15 protein-coding genes are annotated in these 16,089 nt (G+C 62.3%); 13 read left to right on the top strand and 2 right to left on the bottom strand.

Going from position 1 to position 16,089, the window contains the following annotated elements:
• Window positions 1-12: 12 nt before the first annotated feature.
• Window positions 13-789: a phytanoyl-CoA dioxygenase family protein gene (locus LDZ28_RS13845; RefSeq protein ID WP_244826667.1), complete on the bottom strand. Its 777-nt coding sequence runs from the start codon at window positions 787-789 to the stop codon at window positions 13-15.
• A 309-nt stretch (window positions 790-1,098) separates the two neighbouring features.
• On the opposite strand from LDZ28_RS13845, the gene LDZ28_RS13840 reads away from it, so the two are divergent.
• On the top strand, window positions 1,099-1,452 hold the full coding sequence (locus LDZ28_RS13840; RefSeq protein ID WP_244826666.1) for a hypothetical protein: 354 nt from the start codon (window positions 1,099-1,101) through the stop codon (window positions 1,450-1,452).
• Window positions 1,453-1,551: 99 nt separating this feature from the next.
• Here the strand turns inward: LDZ28_RS13840 and metK are convergent, their stop codons facing one another.
• Entirely contained in the window at window positions 1,552-2,739 is a 1,188-nt protein-coding gene (gene metK, locus LDZ28_RS13835; RefSeq protein WP_244826665.1) for a methionine adenosyltransferase, read from the bottom strand.
• A gap of 279 nt (window positions 2,740-3,018) precedes the next feature.
• Between metK and LDZ28_RS13830 the strand changes: the two genes are divergently transcribed.
• The 12 genes from LDZ28_RS13830 (at window position 3,019) to LDZ28_RS13775 (ending at window position 16,089) form a co-directional block, all read left to right on the top strand.
• Window positions 3,019-3,903: a lipid A biosynthesis lauroyl acyltransferase gene (locus tag LDZ28_RS13830; protein WP_244826664.1), complete on the top strand. Its 885-nt coding sequence runs from the start codon at window positions 3,019-3,021 to the stop codon at window positions 3,901-3,903.
• Window positions 3,904-3,982: 79 nt separating this feature from the next.
• Window positions 3,983-4,867 (top strand): diaminopimelate epimerase, encoded by an 885-nt coding sequence (gene dapF / locus LDZ28_RS13825; protein WP_244826663.1) that lies wholly within the window; start codon window positions 3,983-3,985, stop codon window positions 4,865-4,867.
• A gap of 36 nt (window positions 4,868-4,903) precedes the next feature.
• On the top strand, window positions 4,904-5,617 hold the full coding sequence (locus LDZ28_RS13820) for a DUF484 family protein (RefSeq protein WP_244826662.1): 714 nt from the start codon (window positions 4,904-4,906) through the stop codon (window positions 5,615-5,617).
• 7 nt (window positions 5,618-5,624) lie between these two features.
• The gene (gene xerC, locus LDZ28_RS13815) at window positions 5,625-6,548 is read left to right on the top strand and encodes a tyrosine recombinase XerC (protein ID WP_244826661.1); all 924 of its coding nucleotides are present in this window, start codon (window positions 5,625-5,627) and stop codon (window positions 6,546-6,548) included.
• A 40-nt stretch (window positions 6,549-6,588) separates the two neighbouring features.
• On the top strand, window positions 6,589-7,788 hold the full coding sequence (locus tag LDZ28_RS13810) for a class I SAM-dependent rRNA methyltransferase (RefSeq protein ID WP_244826660.1): 1,200 nt from the start codon (window positions 6,589-6,591) through the stop codon (window positions 7,786-7,788).
• 133 nt (window positions 7,789-7,921) lie between these two features.
• Entirely contained in the window at window positions 7,922-9,007 is a 1,086-nt protein-coding gene (locus tag LDZ28_RS13805; RefSeq protein ID WP_244826659.1) for a GTP-binding protein, read from the top strand.
• Between the two features lie 564 nt (window positions 9,008-9,571).
• Window positions 9,572-9,988 (top strand): RNA polymerase-binding protein DksA, encoded by a 417-nt coding sequence (dksA, locus tag LDZ28_RS13800; RefSeq protein WP_035962045.1) that lies wholly within the window; start codon window positions 9,572-9,574, stop codon window positions 9,986-9,988.
• Window positions 9,989-10,330: 342 nt separating this feature from the next.
• Window positions 10,331-10,867 (top strand): ATP-dependent protease subunit HslV, encoded by a 537-nt coding sequence (gene hslV / locus LDZ28_RS13795; RefSeq protein WP_244826658.1) that lies wholly within the window; start codon window positions 10,331-10,333, stop codon window positions 10,865-10,867.
• A gap of 24 nt (window positions 10,868-10,891) precedes the next feature.
• Entirely contained in the window at window positions 10,892-12,238 is a 1,347-nt protein-coding gene (gene hslU / locus LDZ28_RS13790) for an ATP-dependent protease ATPase subunit HslU (RefSeq protein ID WP_244826657.1), read from the top strand.
• A 352-nt stretch (window positions 12,239-12,590) separates the two neighbouring features.
• The gene (gene ada / locus LDZ28_RS13785) at window positions 12,591-13,679 is read left to right on the top strand and encodes a bifunctional DNA-binding transcriptional regulator/O6-methylguanine-DNA methyltransferase Ada (protein ID WP_244826656.1); all 1,089 of its coding nucleotides are present in this window, start codon (window positions 12,591-12,593) and stop codon (window positions 13,677-13,679) included.
• A gap of 145 nt (window positions 13,680-13,824) precedes the next feature.
• Window positions 13,825-15,438 (top strand): glutamate--cysteine ligase, encoded by a 1,614-nt coding sequence (gshA, locus tag LDZ28_RS13780; protein ID WP_244826655.1) that lies wholly within the window; start codon window positions 13,825-13,827, stop codon window positions 15,436-15,438.
• 141 nt (window positions 15,439-15,579) lie between these two features.
• The gene (locus LDZ28_RS13775; RefSeq protein ID WP_244826654.1) at window positions 15,580-16,089 is read left to right on the top strand and encodes a hypothetical protein; all 510 of its coding nucleotides are present in this window, start codon (window positions 15,580-15,582) and stop codon (window positions 16,087-16,089) included.

The raw sequence follows: 16,089 nt of genomic DNA, 5'->3' as shown, positions 1-16,089 counted from the left end.
CGCAAAACGCGCTCAGACGAGCGGCACTTCCGGTTTCGCGGCCGACCGCGTGCCTGGCAACGGCACGTTGCTCGCACCGTGATACGTGTAGACGAGCGAGAATTTCACCTTATCGCTGAGGTTTTTGCCCGCCGAATGCAGCGTATTGCAGTGGAAGAACACGACATCGCCGGGTTCGAGCGCGGGCGAAACCGCCGTGCGGATCAGCGCGGCGTTTTCGGGCAGGTCGGAGCGGAAGAATTTCGCTTCATCGAAGCGGTCGGACGTGAACGGCAGCTTGTGCGAGCCCGGCACGAACCAGAGCGCGCCGTTGTCGACGGTTTCATCGCCGATTGCGAGCCATGTCGAAACCAGATCGTCGCGCTCGAAGCCCCAGTAACGCACGTCGCGATGCCAGCCGGTGAGGCTGCCGTAAGCGGGATGCTTCGTCATCACGCAGTTGTGATGCGCACGCGAAAGGTACGGCGTCTCGCCGAAGTACAACTCCATCCAGCCGCGAATCTCGGGCGATGTCGCGAACTCGGCGAAGAGCGGATCACGCACGTAGGCGTCAAGCAGACGGCGCACGGTGTGTCCGCCGGGCGCGTCCCGGGAATCGGGCGCGCCGGGGTATTTCAGATCGGCTTCGAATTCGAGCGGCGTCGCCGCCTCCGCCAACTGGCGGCGCGCAACTTCGCGTAACGCTTGGCAGCGCGCTTCAGGCACCAGCCCCTTGACGACGACGAAGCCCGTCTCGCGCAATTCGCGCACTTGTTCTGATTTCGATTGAAGCGGATTGTGTTCGGACATTTCAGTTCTTACCTCGACGGCTTCACGTGACTTCATTCAACCATCGCAATACCCGGCATCCGGGCGAATAGCACGATTGTAAATCTCACGCGCGGCTAAAGCCCGTTCGGCCTGCGCTTTAACGGCGCGACCGGCGTTTCGTCCGGCATTCAGCAGGGAAAACGCGGACTTACCGGAGTAATAATGGTCCTGTACATTGCCTGCATCAATTCGGTGCAACTTCCGCAGGCTCGTTGGATCGAATCCGTTGATCGCTATTTTTAAGACGACTATCGTCGAGTTGCCTACATGCAACCGACTCTTCCCGATATGAACCACCGAATCGCTTCCGGCCTGACCCGAGTTGCTTCACACGCCGCGCGCCCGGCCCGACGCGGCGTGGTTCGCGCACTGCGCCACCATTCCGCGCGCACTCAGGCGCTCGCGGAACAGCTCATGCACGTGCATCCGGTCGTTGGCATTCGCTCGTGGTTTCGCGGCTTCTTCTTCAATCTTCGGGCGCGCACGGCATCGCGCAAGGTGTCGTTGAGAGCGCTGCTGCGCCGTCCGATGCAAGCCCGCGCGCCCGCACTGCCGAAGCCTCAGGCGGCGGCGCATACGAGCCGCCGTCCGCGACGTATTTCCGCTAGCAGCGCGGGTTGGTATGCATTCGCGGCACGCTGAAGGCCCGCACGGCGGGCTTCGATAAAAGCGACGCACAAAAAAACCGGCAAGCGCGATGCTTGCCGGTTTTCGTTTTGCCTGCCGAACCAATACGACGCTTTATGCGACGCTCGCGACCGGTTCCGTGCCCGCGGCTTCCGCGAGCGTGAGAGCCTTGTCGGTGGCTTCCCACGTGAATTCCGGCTCTTCGCGGCCGAAGTGGCCATAAGCCGCCGACTTCTCGTAGATCGGACGCAGCAGATCCAGCATCTGAATGATGCCCTTCGGACGCAGGTCGAAGTGTTCGAGCACGAGCTTCGTGATCTCGGCATCCGACACGCGGCCCGTGCCGAACGTGTTGACCATGACCGAAGTCGGGCGCGCCACGCCAATAGCGTACGACACCTGAATCAGGCAACGCGAGGCCAGGCCCGCTGCCACGATGTTCTTCGCGACATAGCGGCCGGCGTAGGCAGCCGAGCGGTCGACCTTGGACGGGTCCTTACCCGAAAACGCGCCGCCGCCGTGCGGGGCCGCGCCGCCGTAGGTATCGACGATAATCTTGCGGCCCGTCAGACCGCAGTCGCCTTGCGGACCGCCGATGACGAAGCGGCCCGTGGGATTCACCAGGAACTTGATGTCGCCCTTGATGAGATCCGCCGGCAACGTCGGCTTGATGACTTCCTCGATCACGGCTTCGCGCAGGTCCGAGAGATCGATGTCCGGTGCGTGCTGCGTGGAAAGCACGACGGTGTCGATGGAATGCGGACGGCCATCGACATAACGCACGGTGACTTGCGACTTCGCGTCCGGACGCAGCCACGGCAGACGGCCGTCGCGACGCAGGTTCGCCTGACGCTCGACCAGACGATGCGAAAGGTGGATAGGCAGCGGCATGAGTTCGGGCGTTTCATCGCATGCGTAGCCGAACATCAGGCCCTGGTCGCCCGCGCCTTGATCGAGGTTGTTGTCGTGCGCCTTGTTCACGCCTTGCGCGATATCCGGCGACTGCTTGTCGTAAGCGACGAGCACCGCGCAGCCGCGATAGTCGATACCGTAGTCGGTGTTGTCGTAGCCAATGCGCTTGATGGTGTCGCGCGCAACCTGGATGTAGTCGACATTGGCCGTCGTGGTGATTTCGCCCGCGAGGACGACGAGGCCGGTGTTACAGAGCGTTTCCGCTGCGACGCGCGAGTATTTGTCCTGACTCAGGATAGCGTCGAGGATGGCGTCGGAGATTTGATCGGCGACCTTGTCCGGGTGGCCTTCGGAAACGGATTCGGATGTAAACAGATAGTCGTTCGACACGCTTCAGACTCCAATTAAAGTACGTTGTGGTTTGCTCACGTAGCCGACTTCGTTCGGAGTCTGAAGCGGCGACGCTTTAGCGGATGTCATTAAACTCCAGCCCTTCTCCACAGATTGCATGAAGGCCGGCCGGCTTCGCCCCGCAAGTTGTCCATTAACTCGGCGAAGGTCTTATTATACCGGTTTCCCGTGTTTTTACTGAGCCGAACGCTTGTCCCCATTCGTCCCGAAACAATCTTCTGTCCATAGTTCACCTCCGTCTGTTCGCTGGAGCACCTCATGTTAGGGCGCATTGGCGTGGCGCTCGCCTTCGGCTTTCTCAAGTTTCTGGCGCTCATCCCTTACGGCATCACGGCACGTTTCGGCGACGGACTCGGCTGGCTGCTCTATCAGATCCCGAGCAGACGCAAGCGCATCGTACATACGAACCTCGCGCTCTGCTTTCCGGACTGGTCGCCCGAGCGCCGCGAGGAAGTCGCGCAGCAGCATTTCCGCCACGCCATCCGCAGTTATGTGGAGCGCAGCGTGCAGTGGTTCGGCTCGGCCAAGAAGCTCGAAAAACTGATCGAGGTGGACAGCGCCGTCGATCTCTCCGACCCGAACCTGCCGCCCACGCTATTTCTCGGCCTGCATTTCGTCGGCATCGAGGCGGGATCGATCTTTCTGAACTACTCGCTGCATCGGCAATGCGGGTCGCTGTATCAACCGTTCTCGAATCCGCAGGTCGAGGAAATCGCGAAAGCGCAGCGCGCCCGCTTCGGCGCGGACATGGCGAGCCGTGCGGACAGCGCGCGTATCGTGCTGCGCTGGCTGCGCGACCGCAAACCGGTGATGCTCGGCGCGGACATGGACTACGGCATGCGCAATTCCACCTTCGTGCCGTTCTTCGGCATTCAGGCGTGTACGTTGACGGCCGTCGGCCGGCTGGCGAAAGCGGGCAAGGCGCAAGTGGTGCCGTTCATCGGCGAGGTGCTGCCGAACTACAAGGGATATCGGCTGAAGATTTTCGAGCCGTGGCAGAACTACCCCACTGGCGACGACGAAGCCGACGCGCGCCGCATGAACGAATTCCTCGAAGAGCAGATTCCGCACATACCGGAGCAGTATTACTGGGTGCACAAGCGTTTCAAAACGCGTCCGCCGGGCGAGCCGGGCTTCTATTGAGCGCGCATGGCGCCGTGGTGGCGCAGATCGTCGCGAAACGTCATGAAACGTGACGGTGAGGCTCACATACAATAGCGCCATGAAACTCAAATTCACCAAGATGCAAGGCGCGGGCAACGACTTCGTCGTGCTCGACGGCTACACGCAGGCGCTCGATCTGAGCGCGCAACAAGTGCGTGCGCTCGCCGACCGTCATTTCGGCGTGGGCGCGGACCAGTTGCTGCTGGTGGAAAAGCCGACCATCGAGGGCGTCGATTTCAAATACCGCATCTTCAATTGCGACGGCGGCGAGGTCGAACATTGCGGCAACGGCGCGCGCTGCTTCGTGAAGTTCGTGCGCGACCGCAAGCTGACCGACGCCGCCACCGTGCGCGTGGAGGTGCAAAACGGCGTCATCACGCTGACCATGCAAGCCAATGGCGAAGTGACGGTCGACATGAGTACGCCGGTGTTTCATGCGCCCGAAGTGCCTTTCGACGCACACGGTCTCGAAGGCCGCAACGAAGGCAACGACACGCTCTGGCCGCTCGATCTGAACGGCTACGCGAATGAACCGCGCTGGATTTCCGTCGTCTCGATGGGCAATCCGCACGCCGTGCAGATCGTGGATGACGTGGAAGCGTATCCCGTGCTCGTCGAAGGTCCGCTGATCGAGCGTCACGCGCGCTTTCCGAAGCGCGTCAACGCGGGCTTCATGCAGATCGTCGATCGTCATTCGGTCAAGCTGCGCGTCTACGAACGCGGCGCGGGCGAAACGCTCGCGTGCGGCACGGGCGCGTGCGCGGCGGTGGCGGCAGGCATCCGGCGCGGCGTGCTCGACACGCCGGTGCGCGTCGAGACGCACGGCGGCACGCTCACCATCGGCTGGGACGGCGCACGCGACGAATCCGCGCCACTTTTCATGGCCGGACCCGCCGCGACGGTTTTCGAAGGCGAGATCGACCTCGACCGCATCGCCGGCTGAGTTTGCATACGCATCGCATCATTACGACCATCGACCATGAATCCACGCGAAGTCGCCGATTATCTGCTCGACAACCCCGATTTCTTCACCGAGCACGCTGAACTGCTCGGCACGATCCGGTTGTCCAATCCGCATGGCAAATCCGCCGTGTCGCTGCAGGAACGCCAGATGGAAATGCTGCGCGACAAGAACAAGCAACTCGAACGGCGCCTCGCCGAACTGCTGCGCTACGGCCACGAAAACGACAGCATCTCGACGAAGTTCAACCGCTGGACCGTGCGCGTGATCGCGCAGCGCGATCCATACGCGTTGCCCTCGACCATCAGTCGCGGCCTGTGCGAAGTCTTCGACGTTCCGCACGCCGCGCTGCGCGTCTGGGATGTCGACGAAGGGTATCGCCAGGCCGACTTCGCGCGTCAGGTCGGCGAGGAAGTGCGCATCTTCGCGAACAATCTGGAAGTGCCGTATTGCGGCGCGAACAGCGGCTTCGCGGCGGCGCAGTGGCTTGGCGCGCCGAACTCGGCGTCGGCTACGACCGTTGCCGGAGAAGGCGCCGCGCAGCGCAAGATCGAATCGATCTCGCTCATCGCCCTGCGCGATCCGCAAGCCGGTCCGGATGCGCCCACCTTCGGCCTGCTCGTCATGGGCTCGCCCGATCCGCGCCGCTTTCACGACGGCATGGCGACCGACTTCCTCACGCAGATCGGCGCATTGGCCAGCGCGGCTTTGAGCCGTCTGATGCCTTACTGAGATCGCCATGGACGCCGCCGAAGCCATCGCCACGTATCTTTCGATGCTCGAACACGAGCGGCGTCTGTCCGAACACACTTTGCGTGGCTACACGTACGAACTGAGCGAACTGCGCGCGCTCGCCAAAGACCGTCCGCTCGAATCACTGACCGCGCTCGATATGCGCGGCGCGGTGGTCAGGGCGCATTCGGCGGGGCTGTCGTCGCGCTCCATCGCGCATCGGCTGTCGGCGTGGCGGGCGTTTTATCGATGGTTCGCGCAGCAAGTCGACATGCCCGCGAATCCAGTGGCGACCATTCGCGCGCCCAAGCGCGAGAAGAGCTTGCCGAAGGCGCTTTCCGTCGATGACGCCATGGCGCTCATGGACGCGCCCCAGGCCAGCACAACCGAAGCCGCGCGCGATCACGCGATTCTCGAACTCTTCTATTCGTCCGGCTTGCGGCTCGCCGAACTGGTCGGGCTGGACGTGCATTTCGTCGAGACCGCCGAATACCGCTCGCAAGGCTGGCTCAATCTCGCGCACGAGGAAGTGACGGTGCTCGGCAAGGGCAACCGGCGGCGTTCGGTTCCAGTCGGACGCAAGGCAGTCGATGCCTTGCGCGCGTGGATCGCGGTACGCGGCGAATTCGTCAAGCACGACCCGCACGCGCTTTTCATTTCGGTGCGCGGCAACCGCATGGCACCCGGCGTGGTGCGCGAGCGCGTGAAGCGCATGGCGCTCCTCGCGGGCATTCCGTCGAACGTACATCCGCACGTGTTGCGGCATTCGTTCGCCACGCATGTTCTGCAATCGAGCGGCGACCTGCGCGCCGTGCAGGAGTTGCTCGGTCACGCGAGCATCACGGCCACGCAGGTCTATACATCGCTGGATTTTCAGCATCTCGCTCGCGTCTACGATTCAGCGCACCCGCGCGCGAAGAAGCGCGATTAACCTGCGGGCGCTTGCATGAGCGCCCGCGCCTGACATTCTCATGCATACCATCACGCTCAAACTGGCGAAGGACAGGTCGCTCGTTCGCCGCCATCCGTGGATTTACGCCAACGCCATCGCGCGGATCGACGGCAATCCCGCGCCTGGCGCGACCGTCGCCGTGCGCGCGGCCGACGGCCGCTTTCTGGCGCGCGCGTCGTATAGCCCGCATTCGCAGATTCGCGCGCGCGTCTGGTCTTTCGACGAAGCCGAACCTGTCGATCACGCGTTCTTCAAGCGTCGCGTGCAGCGCGCGGTCGCGCATCGGCAGACGATGGTGCGCGATACCGGCGCCACGCGTCTCATTTTCGGTGAAGCGGACGGCTTGCCCGGCTTGATCGTCGATTACTACGTCGCCGACGAAGGCGCGCGCGCGCAACTCGTTTGCCAGTTCATGGCGACGGGCGTCGAAGCTTGGAAAGAGGCGATCGTGCAGGCGCTCATCGACGCCACCGGCTGTCCGAACGTCTACGAACGCTCGGATGTGTCGATTCGCCAGAAGGAAGGGCTCGAGCAAACCACCGGCGTGCTCGCCGGCGACGCGCCGCCCGAGACGCTCATCACGAACGAATGCGGCGTGCGCTATCACGTCGATGTCATGCACGGCCACAAGACAGGCTTCTATGTCGATCAGCGCGACAACCGCGTGCTGGTTCAACAAAACGCGGAAGGCCGCGAAGTGCTCAACTGCTTTTGCTACACGGGCGGCTTTTCGCTCGCGGCGCTCAAGGGCGGCGCCACGCGCGTGGTGTCCGTCGATTCGTCCGGCGACGCGCTCGCCCTGGCGCGCGCCAACGTCACGGCAAACGGCTTCGACGCCGAACGCGCCGAATGGCTCGACGCCGACGCGTTCAAGACCTTGCGCCGTCTTTACGACGACGGCCGGCGCTTCGACCTGATCGTGCTCGATCCGCCGAAGTTCGCGCCGTCGAAGGAAAGCGTCGAGCGCGCCGCGCGCGCTTACAAGGACATCAACCTCAGCGGTTTCAAGCTGCTGCGTCCGGGCGGGCTGCTCTTCACGTATTCGTGTTCCGGCGCGATCGATTCGGACCTCTTCCAGAAGATCGTCGCGGGCGCGGCGTCGGACGCGCGTGTCGATGCGCGCATCCTCAAGCGGCTCGGCGCGGGCGTCGATCACCCTTTGCTGACGGCTTTTCCCGAAGGCGAATACCTGAAAGGGCTGCTGTTGCAAATTGCGTGAGCGCCCTTATCTAGCGGCCACGTAACCGGGTCGCACGGAGCACCGGTTCGGCAAATATGTTTCAATATTCGACTCATTGCGCCTGCCGCGGCCCGCGCAATCCCCGAACACAGACAAGGACACAGGCGACACCATGATTCCCGTAACCATCCTGACCGGCTTTCTGGGTAGCGGCAAAACCACGCTGCTCAAGCGCATTTTGAACGAGCAGCACGGCATGAAGATCGCCGTGATCGAGAACGAGTTCGGCGAAGAGAACATCGACAACGAAATCCTCGTGCAGGAAACGAACGAGCAGATCATCCAGATGAGCAACGGCTGCATCTGCTGCACGATTCGCGGCGATCTGGCGCGCGCGCTGGAAGACCTCGCTAACCGCAAGAAGGCGGGGACGCTCGATTTCGACCGCGTGGTGATCGAAACGACGGGTCTCGCGAATCCGGGCCCCGTGGCGCAGACGTTTTTCATGGACAACACGGTCGCCGACGAATTCCTGCTCGACGCGATCATCACCCTCGTCGATGCAAAACACGCGAACGCGCAGCTCGACCAGCACGAAGTGGTGCAGCGGCAGGTCGGTTTCGCGGACCGCCTGTTCATCACCAAGTCCGATCTCGTCGATGCCGCCGCGCTCGAAGCGCTCAAGCATCGCCTGCTGCACATGAACCCGCGCGCGGCCATTCGCGTCGTCAATTTCGGCGATGCGGACATCAAGGAAATCTTCGACCTGCGCGGCTTCAATCTGAATTCGAAGCTCGAGATCGACCCGGATTTCCTCGCGGAAGACGACCACGACCACGACCACGATCACGGCCATGACCACGCGCACGATCACGGCGACGACCACGATCACGCCACTTGCGGTCACGATCATAGCCACGACCATGAGCATCATCATCACCATCACGCGCATCACGACGACAAGATCAAGTCGTTCGTTTATCGCAGCGACAAGCCGTTCGATCCGAACCGCCTCGAAGACTTCCTGGGCGGCATCCTGCAGATCTACGGCGAGCGTCTGTTGCGCTACAAGGGCGTGCTCTATATGAAGGGCGTGGATCGCAAGGTCGTGTTCCAGGGCGTGCATCAGATGATGGGCAGCGACCTCGCCAGCAAGTGGATGCCGATCGAGAAGAAGAACAGCAAGATGGTGTTCATCGGTATCGAGTTGCCGAAGGATCTGATTTTCGACGGCCTCGACGCCTGCCTCGTCAAATAGATTGGCATGCATATCGCTTGATAGCCGCGGTTCCCGTCTTCAGGAAGCGTGCGCGAAAAGCTGGAAACGCCGCCGCGGCCTATCGCGCGCGGCGTTTTTCGTAGCGTGACTTTCGTGCGGCGTGTGTAGTCGCGACCACGAAGCAGCATCGCTTTTTGTACGTCCACGCGTTATATTTTTGAAATTCCGACATAAATTGACAGGGTTTTCTCGTTGTCGTCGGAAATTGCGGTTCAGTTACAATACAGCCCCACTGGAGAAGGGCAAATCCGTTTGGCGCATGGCTTGAAGTCACATCTGAGCCTTACGCTGTCGGATGTCAGGAGAAGGGATGGCCTGTTTTGCGTTATCTCGATTTAGCGGGGGAAGGCGAATCGAAACAACGCAGGAAGGCCCGGAACGCGGACATGCGAAAAAATGCCCCGCGTACCGGACACATCCGTAATCGGTTTCCAGAGGAGTTCGGCCCCGCATCGACGTGTCGCGTGATGCCATGACGCTGCATGCGGGTAATGTAGTCGGGGCGTTGCGGAAGACTTCGCCTTACATTGAAGAAGCAAGCAGATGACAACGAAACTCTTGACCGAAGCCGAAATCCTGAAGATGAGCGAGAAGGACTACATGAACGAGGAACAGCTCGCCTTCTTCAAGAACCGGCTCGAACAGTTGCAAGCCGACATTCTCAAGAATGCCGGACAGACGACCGAGAACCTGCGGGAAACGGTGATCGTGCCGGACCCGGCGGATCGCGCGACCATCGAGGAAGAGCATGCACTGGAACTGCGCACGCGTGACCGCGAACGCAAGCTCCTGAAGAAAGTGCAGCAGTCGCTCGCGCGCATCGAGTCCGGCGATTACGGCTGGTGCGAGGAAACCGGCGAGCCGATCGGCATTCCGCGTCTCATCGCGCGCCCGACCGCCACGCTCTCGCTCGAGGCACAGGAACGCCGCGAACTGCGTCAGAAGCTGTTCGGCGACTGAAGCGCGTCTCTCTCGGCGAACGTCGCGGGGCCGCCCGCCACGGGGAAGACGCCGCCGCGAAATTCGCGTGTTCGAACGCTCCGGTACACGCAAGGCACACGCATCCGCGTGTGCCTTTTTGTTTGCGCGGCGCGTCCTGCGCATCGCGTGTCTTGATAAATTCCCCATCGCCCTAAAATGAATCCGACGCGCCCGTTCACGACGACGGCGCGTGCGCGGCGCCGGACGCTCGTCTTTTCGAGTCGGGCGGAACCCCGCGCCGTGCACTCCATCGAATTCTCGACTGCGTGGCGGTTCTTTAGATCGAGCCGCCCGCGTCCTTCGTTTTCTCAAGGAACGCACATGGAACAATTTCACGGCACGACCATCGTCTCCGTGCGAAGCGGCGGCAAAGTCGCGTTGGGCGGCGATGGTCAGGTGACGCTCGGCAATATCGTCATGAAAGGCGGCGCGAAGAAAGTGCGCCGTATCTATGGCGGCAAGGTGCTGGTCGGCTTCGCCGGCGGCACGGCCGACGCGTTCTCACTGCTCGACCGCTTCGAAGCGAAGCTGGAAAAGCATCAGGGCAATCTCACGCGCGCAGCCGTCGAACTCGCCAAGGACTGGCGCACCGACCGCATGCTGCGACGTCTCGAAGCCATGCTGATTGCCGCCGACGCGCAAGCCACGCTCGTCATCACCGGCAACGGCGACGTGCTCGATCCCGAAAACGGCATCTGCGCCATCGGCTCGGGCGGCGCGTACGCGCAAGCCGCGGCACAGGCACTCGCCGAAAACACCGAACTCTCTCCGCGCGAAATCGTCGAGAAGGCGCTGACCATCGCCGGCGACATGTGCATCTACACCAATCACAATCGCGTCATCGAGACGATCGAGTAAGCGCACGCGCGCAAAGGACCAACGATGACCACCATGACTCCCGCCGAAATCGTCTCGGAACTCGACAAACACATTATCGGCCAGGGCCGCGCGAAGAAAGCGGTCGCGGTCGCGCTGCGCAATCGCTGGCGCCGTCAGCAAGTCGCCGAGCCGCTGCGTCAGGAAATCACGCCGAAGAACATTTTGATGATCGGGCCGACGGGCGTCGGCAAGACCGAGATCGCGCGACGTCTCGCGAAGCTCGCGGACGCGCCGTTCATCAAGATCGAAGCGACCAAGTTCACCGAAGTGGGCTACGTCGGCCGCGACGTGGACAGCATCGTGCGCGATCTGATCGAGATTTCGGTGAAGCAGACGCGCGAATCCGAGATGAAGAAAGTCCGCACGAAAGCCGAGGATCGCGCCGAAGACCGCATTCTCGATATTCTGCTGCCGAGCGCGCGGCCGGTTGGCTTCGGCGCGTCGAGCGCGGCGGAATCGGCCGAGGACAGCAACAACGTCACGCGTCAGACCTTCCGCAAACGGCTGCGTGAAGGCGCGCTCGACGACAAGGAAATCGAACTCGATGTCGAACAGCCGCAAGTCGGCATGGACATCATGGGTCCGCCGGGCATGGAAGACATGACCGAGCAGATTCGTTCGATGTTCGCGAACATCGGCGGCGGCAAGAAGACGCGCCGCAAGGTGAAGGTGAAGGAAGCGCTCAAGCTGCTCACCGACGAGGAAGCCGGGAAGATGCTCAACGACGAAGAGGTCAAGAGCCGCGCGGTGCAGAACGTCGAGCAAAACGGCATCGTGTTTCTGGACGAGATCGACAAGATCGCGTCGCGCAGCGAAACCGGCGGCGCGGAAGTGTCGCGCGCAGGCGTGCAGCGCGATCTGCTGCCGCTCGTCGAAGGCACGACCATCAACACGAAATACGGGATGATCAAGACAGATCACATTCTGTTTATCGCGAGTGGCGCGTTCCATCTGGCCAAGCCGAGCGATCTGATTCCCGAACTGCAAGGGCGTTTTCCCATTCGCGTCGAGCTGGATTCGTTGTCCGTGCAGGACTTCGAGTCGATCCTGAATTCCACCGATGCAAGTCTCGTCAAGCAATACAAGGCGCTGCTCGCGACCGAAGGCGTGGAACTCGATTTCGCCGATGACGGCATCCGGCGTCTCGCCGAAGTCGCGTTCTCGGTGAACGAGAAGACGGAGAACATCGGCGCGCGGCGGCTTTACACGGTGATCGAAAAGTTGCTGGAGGAAGTGTCGTTCGCGGCGGGGAACCACGCGGGCACGCCGGTGCGAATCGACGCGGCGTATGTGGATCGCGCACTGAACGACGTGGCGCAGGATGAGGATCTTTCTCGCTACGTGCTGTGATGTAGCTCGGTGAAAACGAACCGGGCGAGCTTCAGACGCCCGGTTTTTTTACGCCCGAAAGCCACGCGGCGCGCGGCATCGCCAAAAACGACAGACGAAAAAAAGCCCGCCTAGTTGGCGGGCTGAATCCATATCAGGAGGAGACATGGAGGAGACAGTTCCAATACTACACAGCCACTTGATGCGACGCAATAGTTTTTTTAGTAAAAACCCCTATGGCGCCGAAGTGTGGCATCTGTGCGTCACAATTCTGAAATTGCTGGACGCGGCGCGCGATGACAGCGCAAGAAACGGCGCGTAACCTTTCTCACAGGGCCTTACAGTGGATTCACGCCCTTCCACTGGAGCAGCCATGAACATCGCGGAAACCTTTCAGATCGTCCCTGATTTCGATACCGACGCCGGCCGCTGGCAAGCCGTGGTCGATCGCGACGCGCGCGCCGACGGCGCTTTTTTCTTCGCGGTGCGCACCACGGGCGTATTCTGCCGTCCGTCGTGCGCGTCGCGGGCGCCGCGACGCGAGAACGTCGAATTCTTCCAGACGACGGATGCCGCCGCCGAAGCGGGTTATCGGCCATGCAAGCGTTGCCAGCCGACCGGCCTGCCGCGCGAACTCGCGATTGTCGAGCGCGCGTGCAAGGTACTCGACGCCGATCCACAGCGGCGCCTGACGCTCGCGCAACTGAGCGACGCCGTGCACGTCAGCCCGTTTCATTTGCAGCGCTTGTTTTCGCGCATCGTCGGCGTATCGCCGCGGCAGTATCAGGCGGCGAGGCGCGCAGGCGTGCTGCGTGAAGCCTTGCAGCACGGCCGGGACGTCACCCGCGCGACCAACGACGCCGGTTTCGGCTCGCCTTCGCGTCTGTACGACGCCGTTCCCGCCGAACTCGGCATGACGCCATCGGCCTACAAGCGCCGTGGCGCGGGCTCGACCGTGCGCTATACGACGGCCGACACGCCGCTCGGCGTCGTGTTGGTCGCGGCAACCGACAAGGGCATCTGCAAGATCGCTTTCGGCGACGATGGCCGCGCACTCATCGATCAATTGGCGGTGGAATTCGCCATGGCCGAGCGAATCGAGGATGCCACGCGACTGGAGCCGTTCGTCGCGCAAGTTCTGGCCTACGTGCAGGGCACGCGCGAACGTTTCGATTTGCCGCTCGACATCGGCGCCACGGCGTTTCAAGGGCGCGTCTGGGAAGCGTTGCGCAACATTCCCTACGGGCAGACGCGCACCTATTCCGAGATCGCCGAAGCGCTCGGCGCGCCGCGCGCGGTGCGGGCGGTGGCGAACGCGTGCGCGTCGAATCCGGTGGCGCTCGCGATTCCCTGCCATCGCGTGATTGGCAAGGACGGCGCGATCACGGGGTATCGCTGGGGCGTGACGCGCAAGGAGGCCTTTCTCGATACCGAACGCGCGCAAAGGGACGCGAAGTCCTGAGCGCGGCCCTCGCAAACCCCGGAAATCCCCGCAAACGCCCGCCGCCATTGGGCCCAAGCACGTCGAACACCGAGATGTTAAAGTGCCCGCTACCCGAAAATAAGACCGGGCGCGAAACACCTGCGCTCCTCGCTCAACGGCTTCAATGGCAAACCAGCAATCCGCTCACCCCAAGGCCGGCGCCTATCAGCGCCGGCTCGCCGCGCTCGCGTCCGGACCGCACGCCAACGCGTTGCGTCAAGGCTTGCGCGGCATCGAGAAAGAAAGCCTGCGCGTAACGCCCGAAGGCAAGCTCGCGACGACGCCGCATCCGCGTTCGTTCGGCTCGGCGCTGACGCATCCGCTCATCACGACCGACTATTCGGAAGCGCTCGTCGAACTCATCACGCCGGCGGAAACGGATATCACGCTGACGCTCGATCGTCTCGATCTGCTGCATCGTTTCGCCTACGCGCATCTCGGCGACGAGTTGCTGTGGAACGATTCGATGCCCTGTTCGCTGCCGCCGGAAGACGACATTCCGCTCGGGTTTTACGGCACGTCGAACATCGGTACGCTCAAGCACGTGTACCGGCGCGGGCTGGCGCTGCGCTACGGCCGCACGATGCAATGTATCGCGGGCATCCACTACAACTATTCGCTCGACGAAAACGTCTGGCGCGCGTGGCAAGCGCTCGATCCGTCGAGCACGCTCTCGGCGAAAGACTTCCAGTCGGAGCGTTATTTCGCGCTCATCCGCAATTTCAGGCGCACGAACTGGCTGCTGATGTATTTGTTCGGCGCATCGCCCGTGCTGAACCGGCGCTTTATCGAAGGCAAGGCGCATAGCCTGGAAGCGCTCGACGCGGACACGTTCTATCTGCCGCACGCCACCAGTCTGCGCATGAGCGATCTCGGCTACACGAACAACCCCGCGCAGGCGGATTTGCTGCCGAGTTACGACAATCTCGCCGCGTATGTCGACGTGCTCGCGAACGCCGTGAGCCAGCCGTATGCGCTTTATCAGGCCATCGGCACGCAGCGTAACGGCGAGTGGGTGCAGATCAACACCAACGTATTGCAGATCGAAAACGAGTTCTACTCGACCATTCGGCCTAAGCGCGTCACGCGTTCGGGCGAGCGTCCGCTGCATGCGCTGGCCGATCGCGGCGTGCAGTACATCGAAGTGCGTTGTCTGGATATCGATCCGTTCGAGCCGACCGGCATTTCCCTCGCCACTTCGCGCTTTCTCGACGCCTATCTGCTTTACTGCGCGCTCGAAGACAGCCCGTTGCTCTCGCGCGAAGCGAATCTCGAAGCGAACGGCAACTTCACCAAGGTATCGAAGGAAGGGCGCAAGCCAGGACTGACGCTCACGCGCGACGGCGCGTCCGTGTCGATGCAGCAATGGGCCGAGGAATTATTCGACGCCATTGCGCCGGTTGCGAAGATCCTCGATCAACTCGACGGCACGAACGACACCACGCGCGTGCTCGAAGCACTGCGGCCGCGCATTCGCGATGCATCGCTGACGCCTTCGGCACGCGTGCTTCAGACGATGCGCGACAAGCAGCAATCGTTCGATGCCTTCGCGCTCGACTTGAGCCGCCAGCATGCGGAGTTCTTCCGCGAGCGTCCGCTTTCGCCCGAAGAAGCAGGCGAGATGGCCGCGCTTGCCGCGAAGTCGCTGGAAGAGCAAGCCGAGATCGAACGCAATCAAACCGAAACGTTCGACGAATTCGTCACCGCGTATCGCGACTACAAGGCGGGCGCGCGCTGAACCGGCGCGTAGTTTTACCTTGCCCGCGCCTCGTGCGCGCGGCAAGCGTTACGCGTGTTTGAAACAACCCGAAACGCGCAGAAACGCCGCCCGGCGGGATCAGTCAAAATGATCAAGGACTTATCGACTAGCGGGGATGCAATGAGCACCAAATTACTGAAGGCCGCATCGGCGACGGCAGCGCTGGTTCTGCTCGCGAGCTGCACGAGCGAAGGCCAGGTCAGCAGTCAGACGATGGAGCAGGCCACCGCGCCGCTCACCTGCATGAGCAAGCTGGAATGCGACGCCTGGTGGGCGCGCGCGCAAGTCTGGGTGACGAATCATTCGGAGTACAAGCTTCAGGCAATCACGGATTCGATCATTCAGACGGCAGGACCGTCGAGCGGCAAGCGTGCGCTTGCTTACCAGATCACCAAGACGCCGAGCAACGAAGGCACGGCCACGATCGGTTTCGCCGCGCATTGCGACAGTCCGCTCGGCTGCCAACCGGGTCCGTGGCAAGCGGGCGCGGATTTCAAGCAGTTCGTGCGCAATGGCGCGACGCGCCCCGTGAGCGCAACGCCGCAAGCCGTGCAGACGAATCCGCAGCCTGTACCGCTCAATCTCGACAGCCAGCCGGGCCAGTCGGGCGAACCGCTCACGCCGCAATAG

Origin of the sequence: Caballeronia sp. TF1N1 (assembly GCF_022878925.1) — a bacterium.
Lineage (GTDB): Bacteria > Pseudomonadota > Gammaproteobacteria > Burkholderiales > Burkholderiaceae > Caballeronia.
Note: the sequence above shows the minus strand (reverse complement) of the source record. Positions and strands in the feature narration are given on the sequence as shown.

Excerpts from the sequence above, each read along its gene's own strand:
- xerC (WP_244826661.1), top strand. The coding sequence starts at position 5,625 with ATGGACGCCGCCGAAGCCATCGCCACGTATCTTTCGATGCTCGAACAC.
- dapF (WP_244826663.1), top strand. The coding sequence starts at position 3,983 with ATGAAACTCAAATTCACCAAGATGCAAGGCGCGGGCAACGACTTCGTC.
- dksA (WP_035962045.1), top strand. The coding sequence starts at position 9,572 with ATGACAACGAAACTCTTGACCGAAGCCGAAATCCTGAAGATGAGCGAG.
- LDZ28_RS13820 (WP_244826662.1), top strand. The coding sequence starts at position 4,904 with ATGAATCCACGCGAAGTCGCCGATTATCTGCTCGACAACCCCGATTTC.
- ada (WP_244826656.1), top strand. The coding sequence starts at position 12,591 with ATGAACATCGCGGAAACCTTTCAGATCGTCCCTGATTTCGATACCGAC.
- LDZ28_RS13840 (WP_244826666.1), top strand. The coding sequence starts at position 1,099 with ATGAACCACCGAATCGCTTCCGGCCTGACCCGAGTTGCTTCACACGCC.
- gshA (WP_244826655.1), top strand. The coding sequence starts at position 13,825 with ATGGCAAACCAGCAATCCGCTCACCCCAAGGCCGGCGCCTATCAGCGC.
- LDZ28_RS13775 (WP_244826654.1), top strand. The coding sequence starts at position 15,580 with ATGAGCACCAAATTACTGAAGGCCGCATCGGCGACGGCAGCGCTGGTT.
- LDZ28_RS13845 (WP_244826667.1), bottom strand. The coding sequence starts at position 789 with ATGTCCGAACACAATCCGCTTCAATCGAAATCAGAACAAGTGCGCGAA.
- LDZ28_RS13830 (WP_244826664.1), top strand. The coding sequence starts at position 3,019 with ATGTTAGGGCGCATTGGCGTGGCGCTCGCCTTCGGCTTTCTCAAGTTT.
- hslU (WP_244826657.1), top strand. The coding sequence starts at position 10,892 with ATGACCACCATGACTCCCGCCGAAATCGTCTCGGAACTCGACAAACAC.
- hslV (WP_244826658.1), top strand. The coding sequence starts at position 10,331 with ATGGAACAATTTCACGGCACGACCATCGTCTCCGTGCGAAGCGGCGGC.
- LDZ28_RS13810 (WP_244826660.1), top strand. The coding sequence starts at position 6,589 with ATGCATACCATCACGCTCAAACTGGCGAAGGACAGGTCGCTCGTTCGC.
- LDZ28_RS13805 (WP_244826659.1), top strand. The coding sequence starts at position 7,922 with ATGATTCCCGTAACCATCCTGACCGGCTTTCTGGGTAGCGGCAAAACC.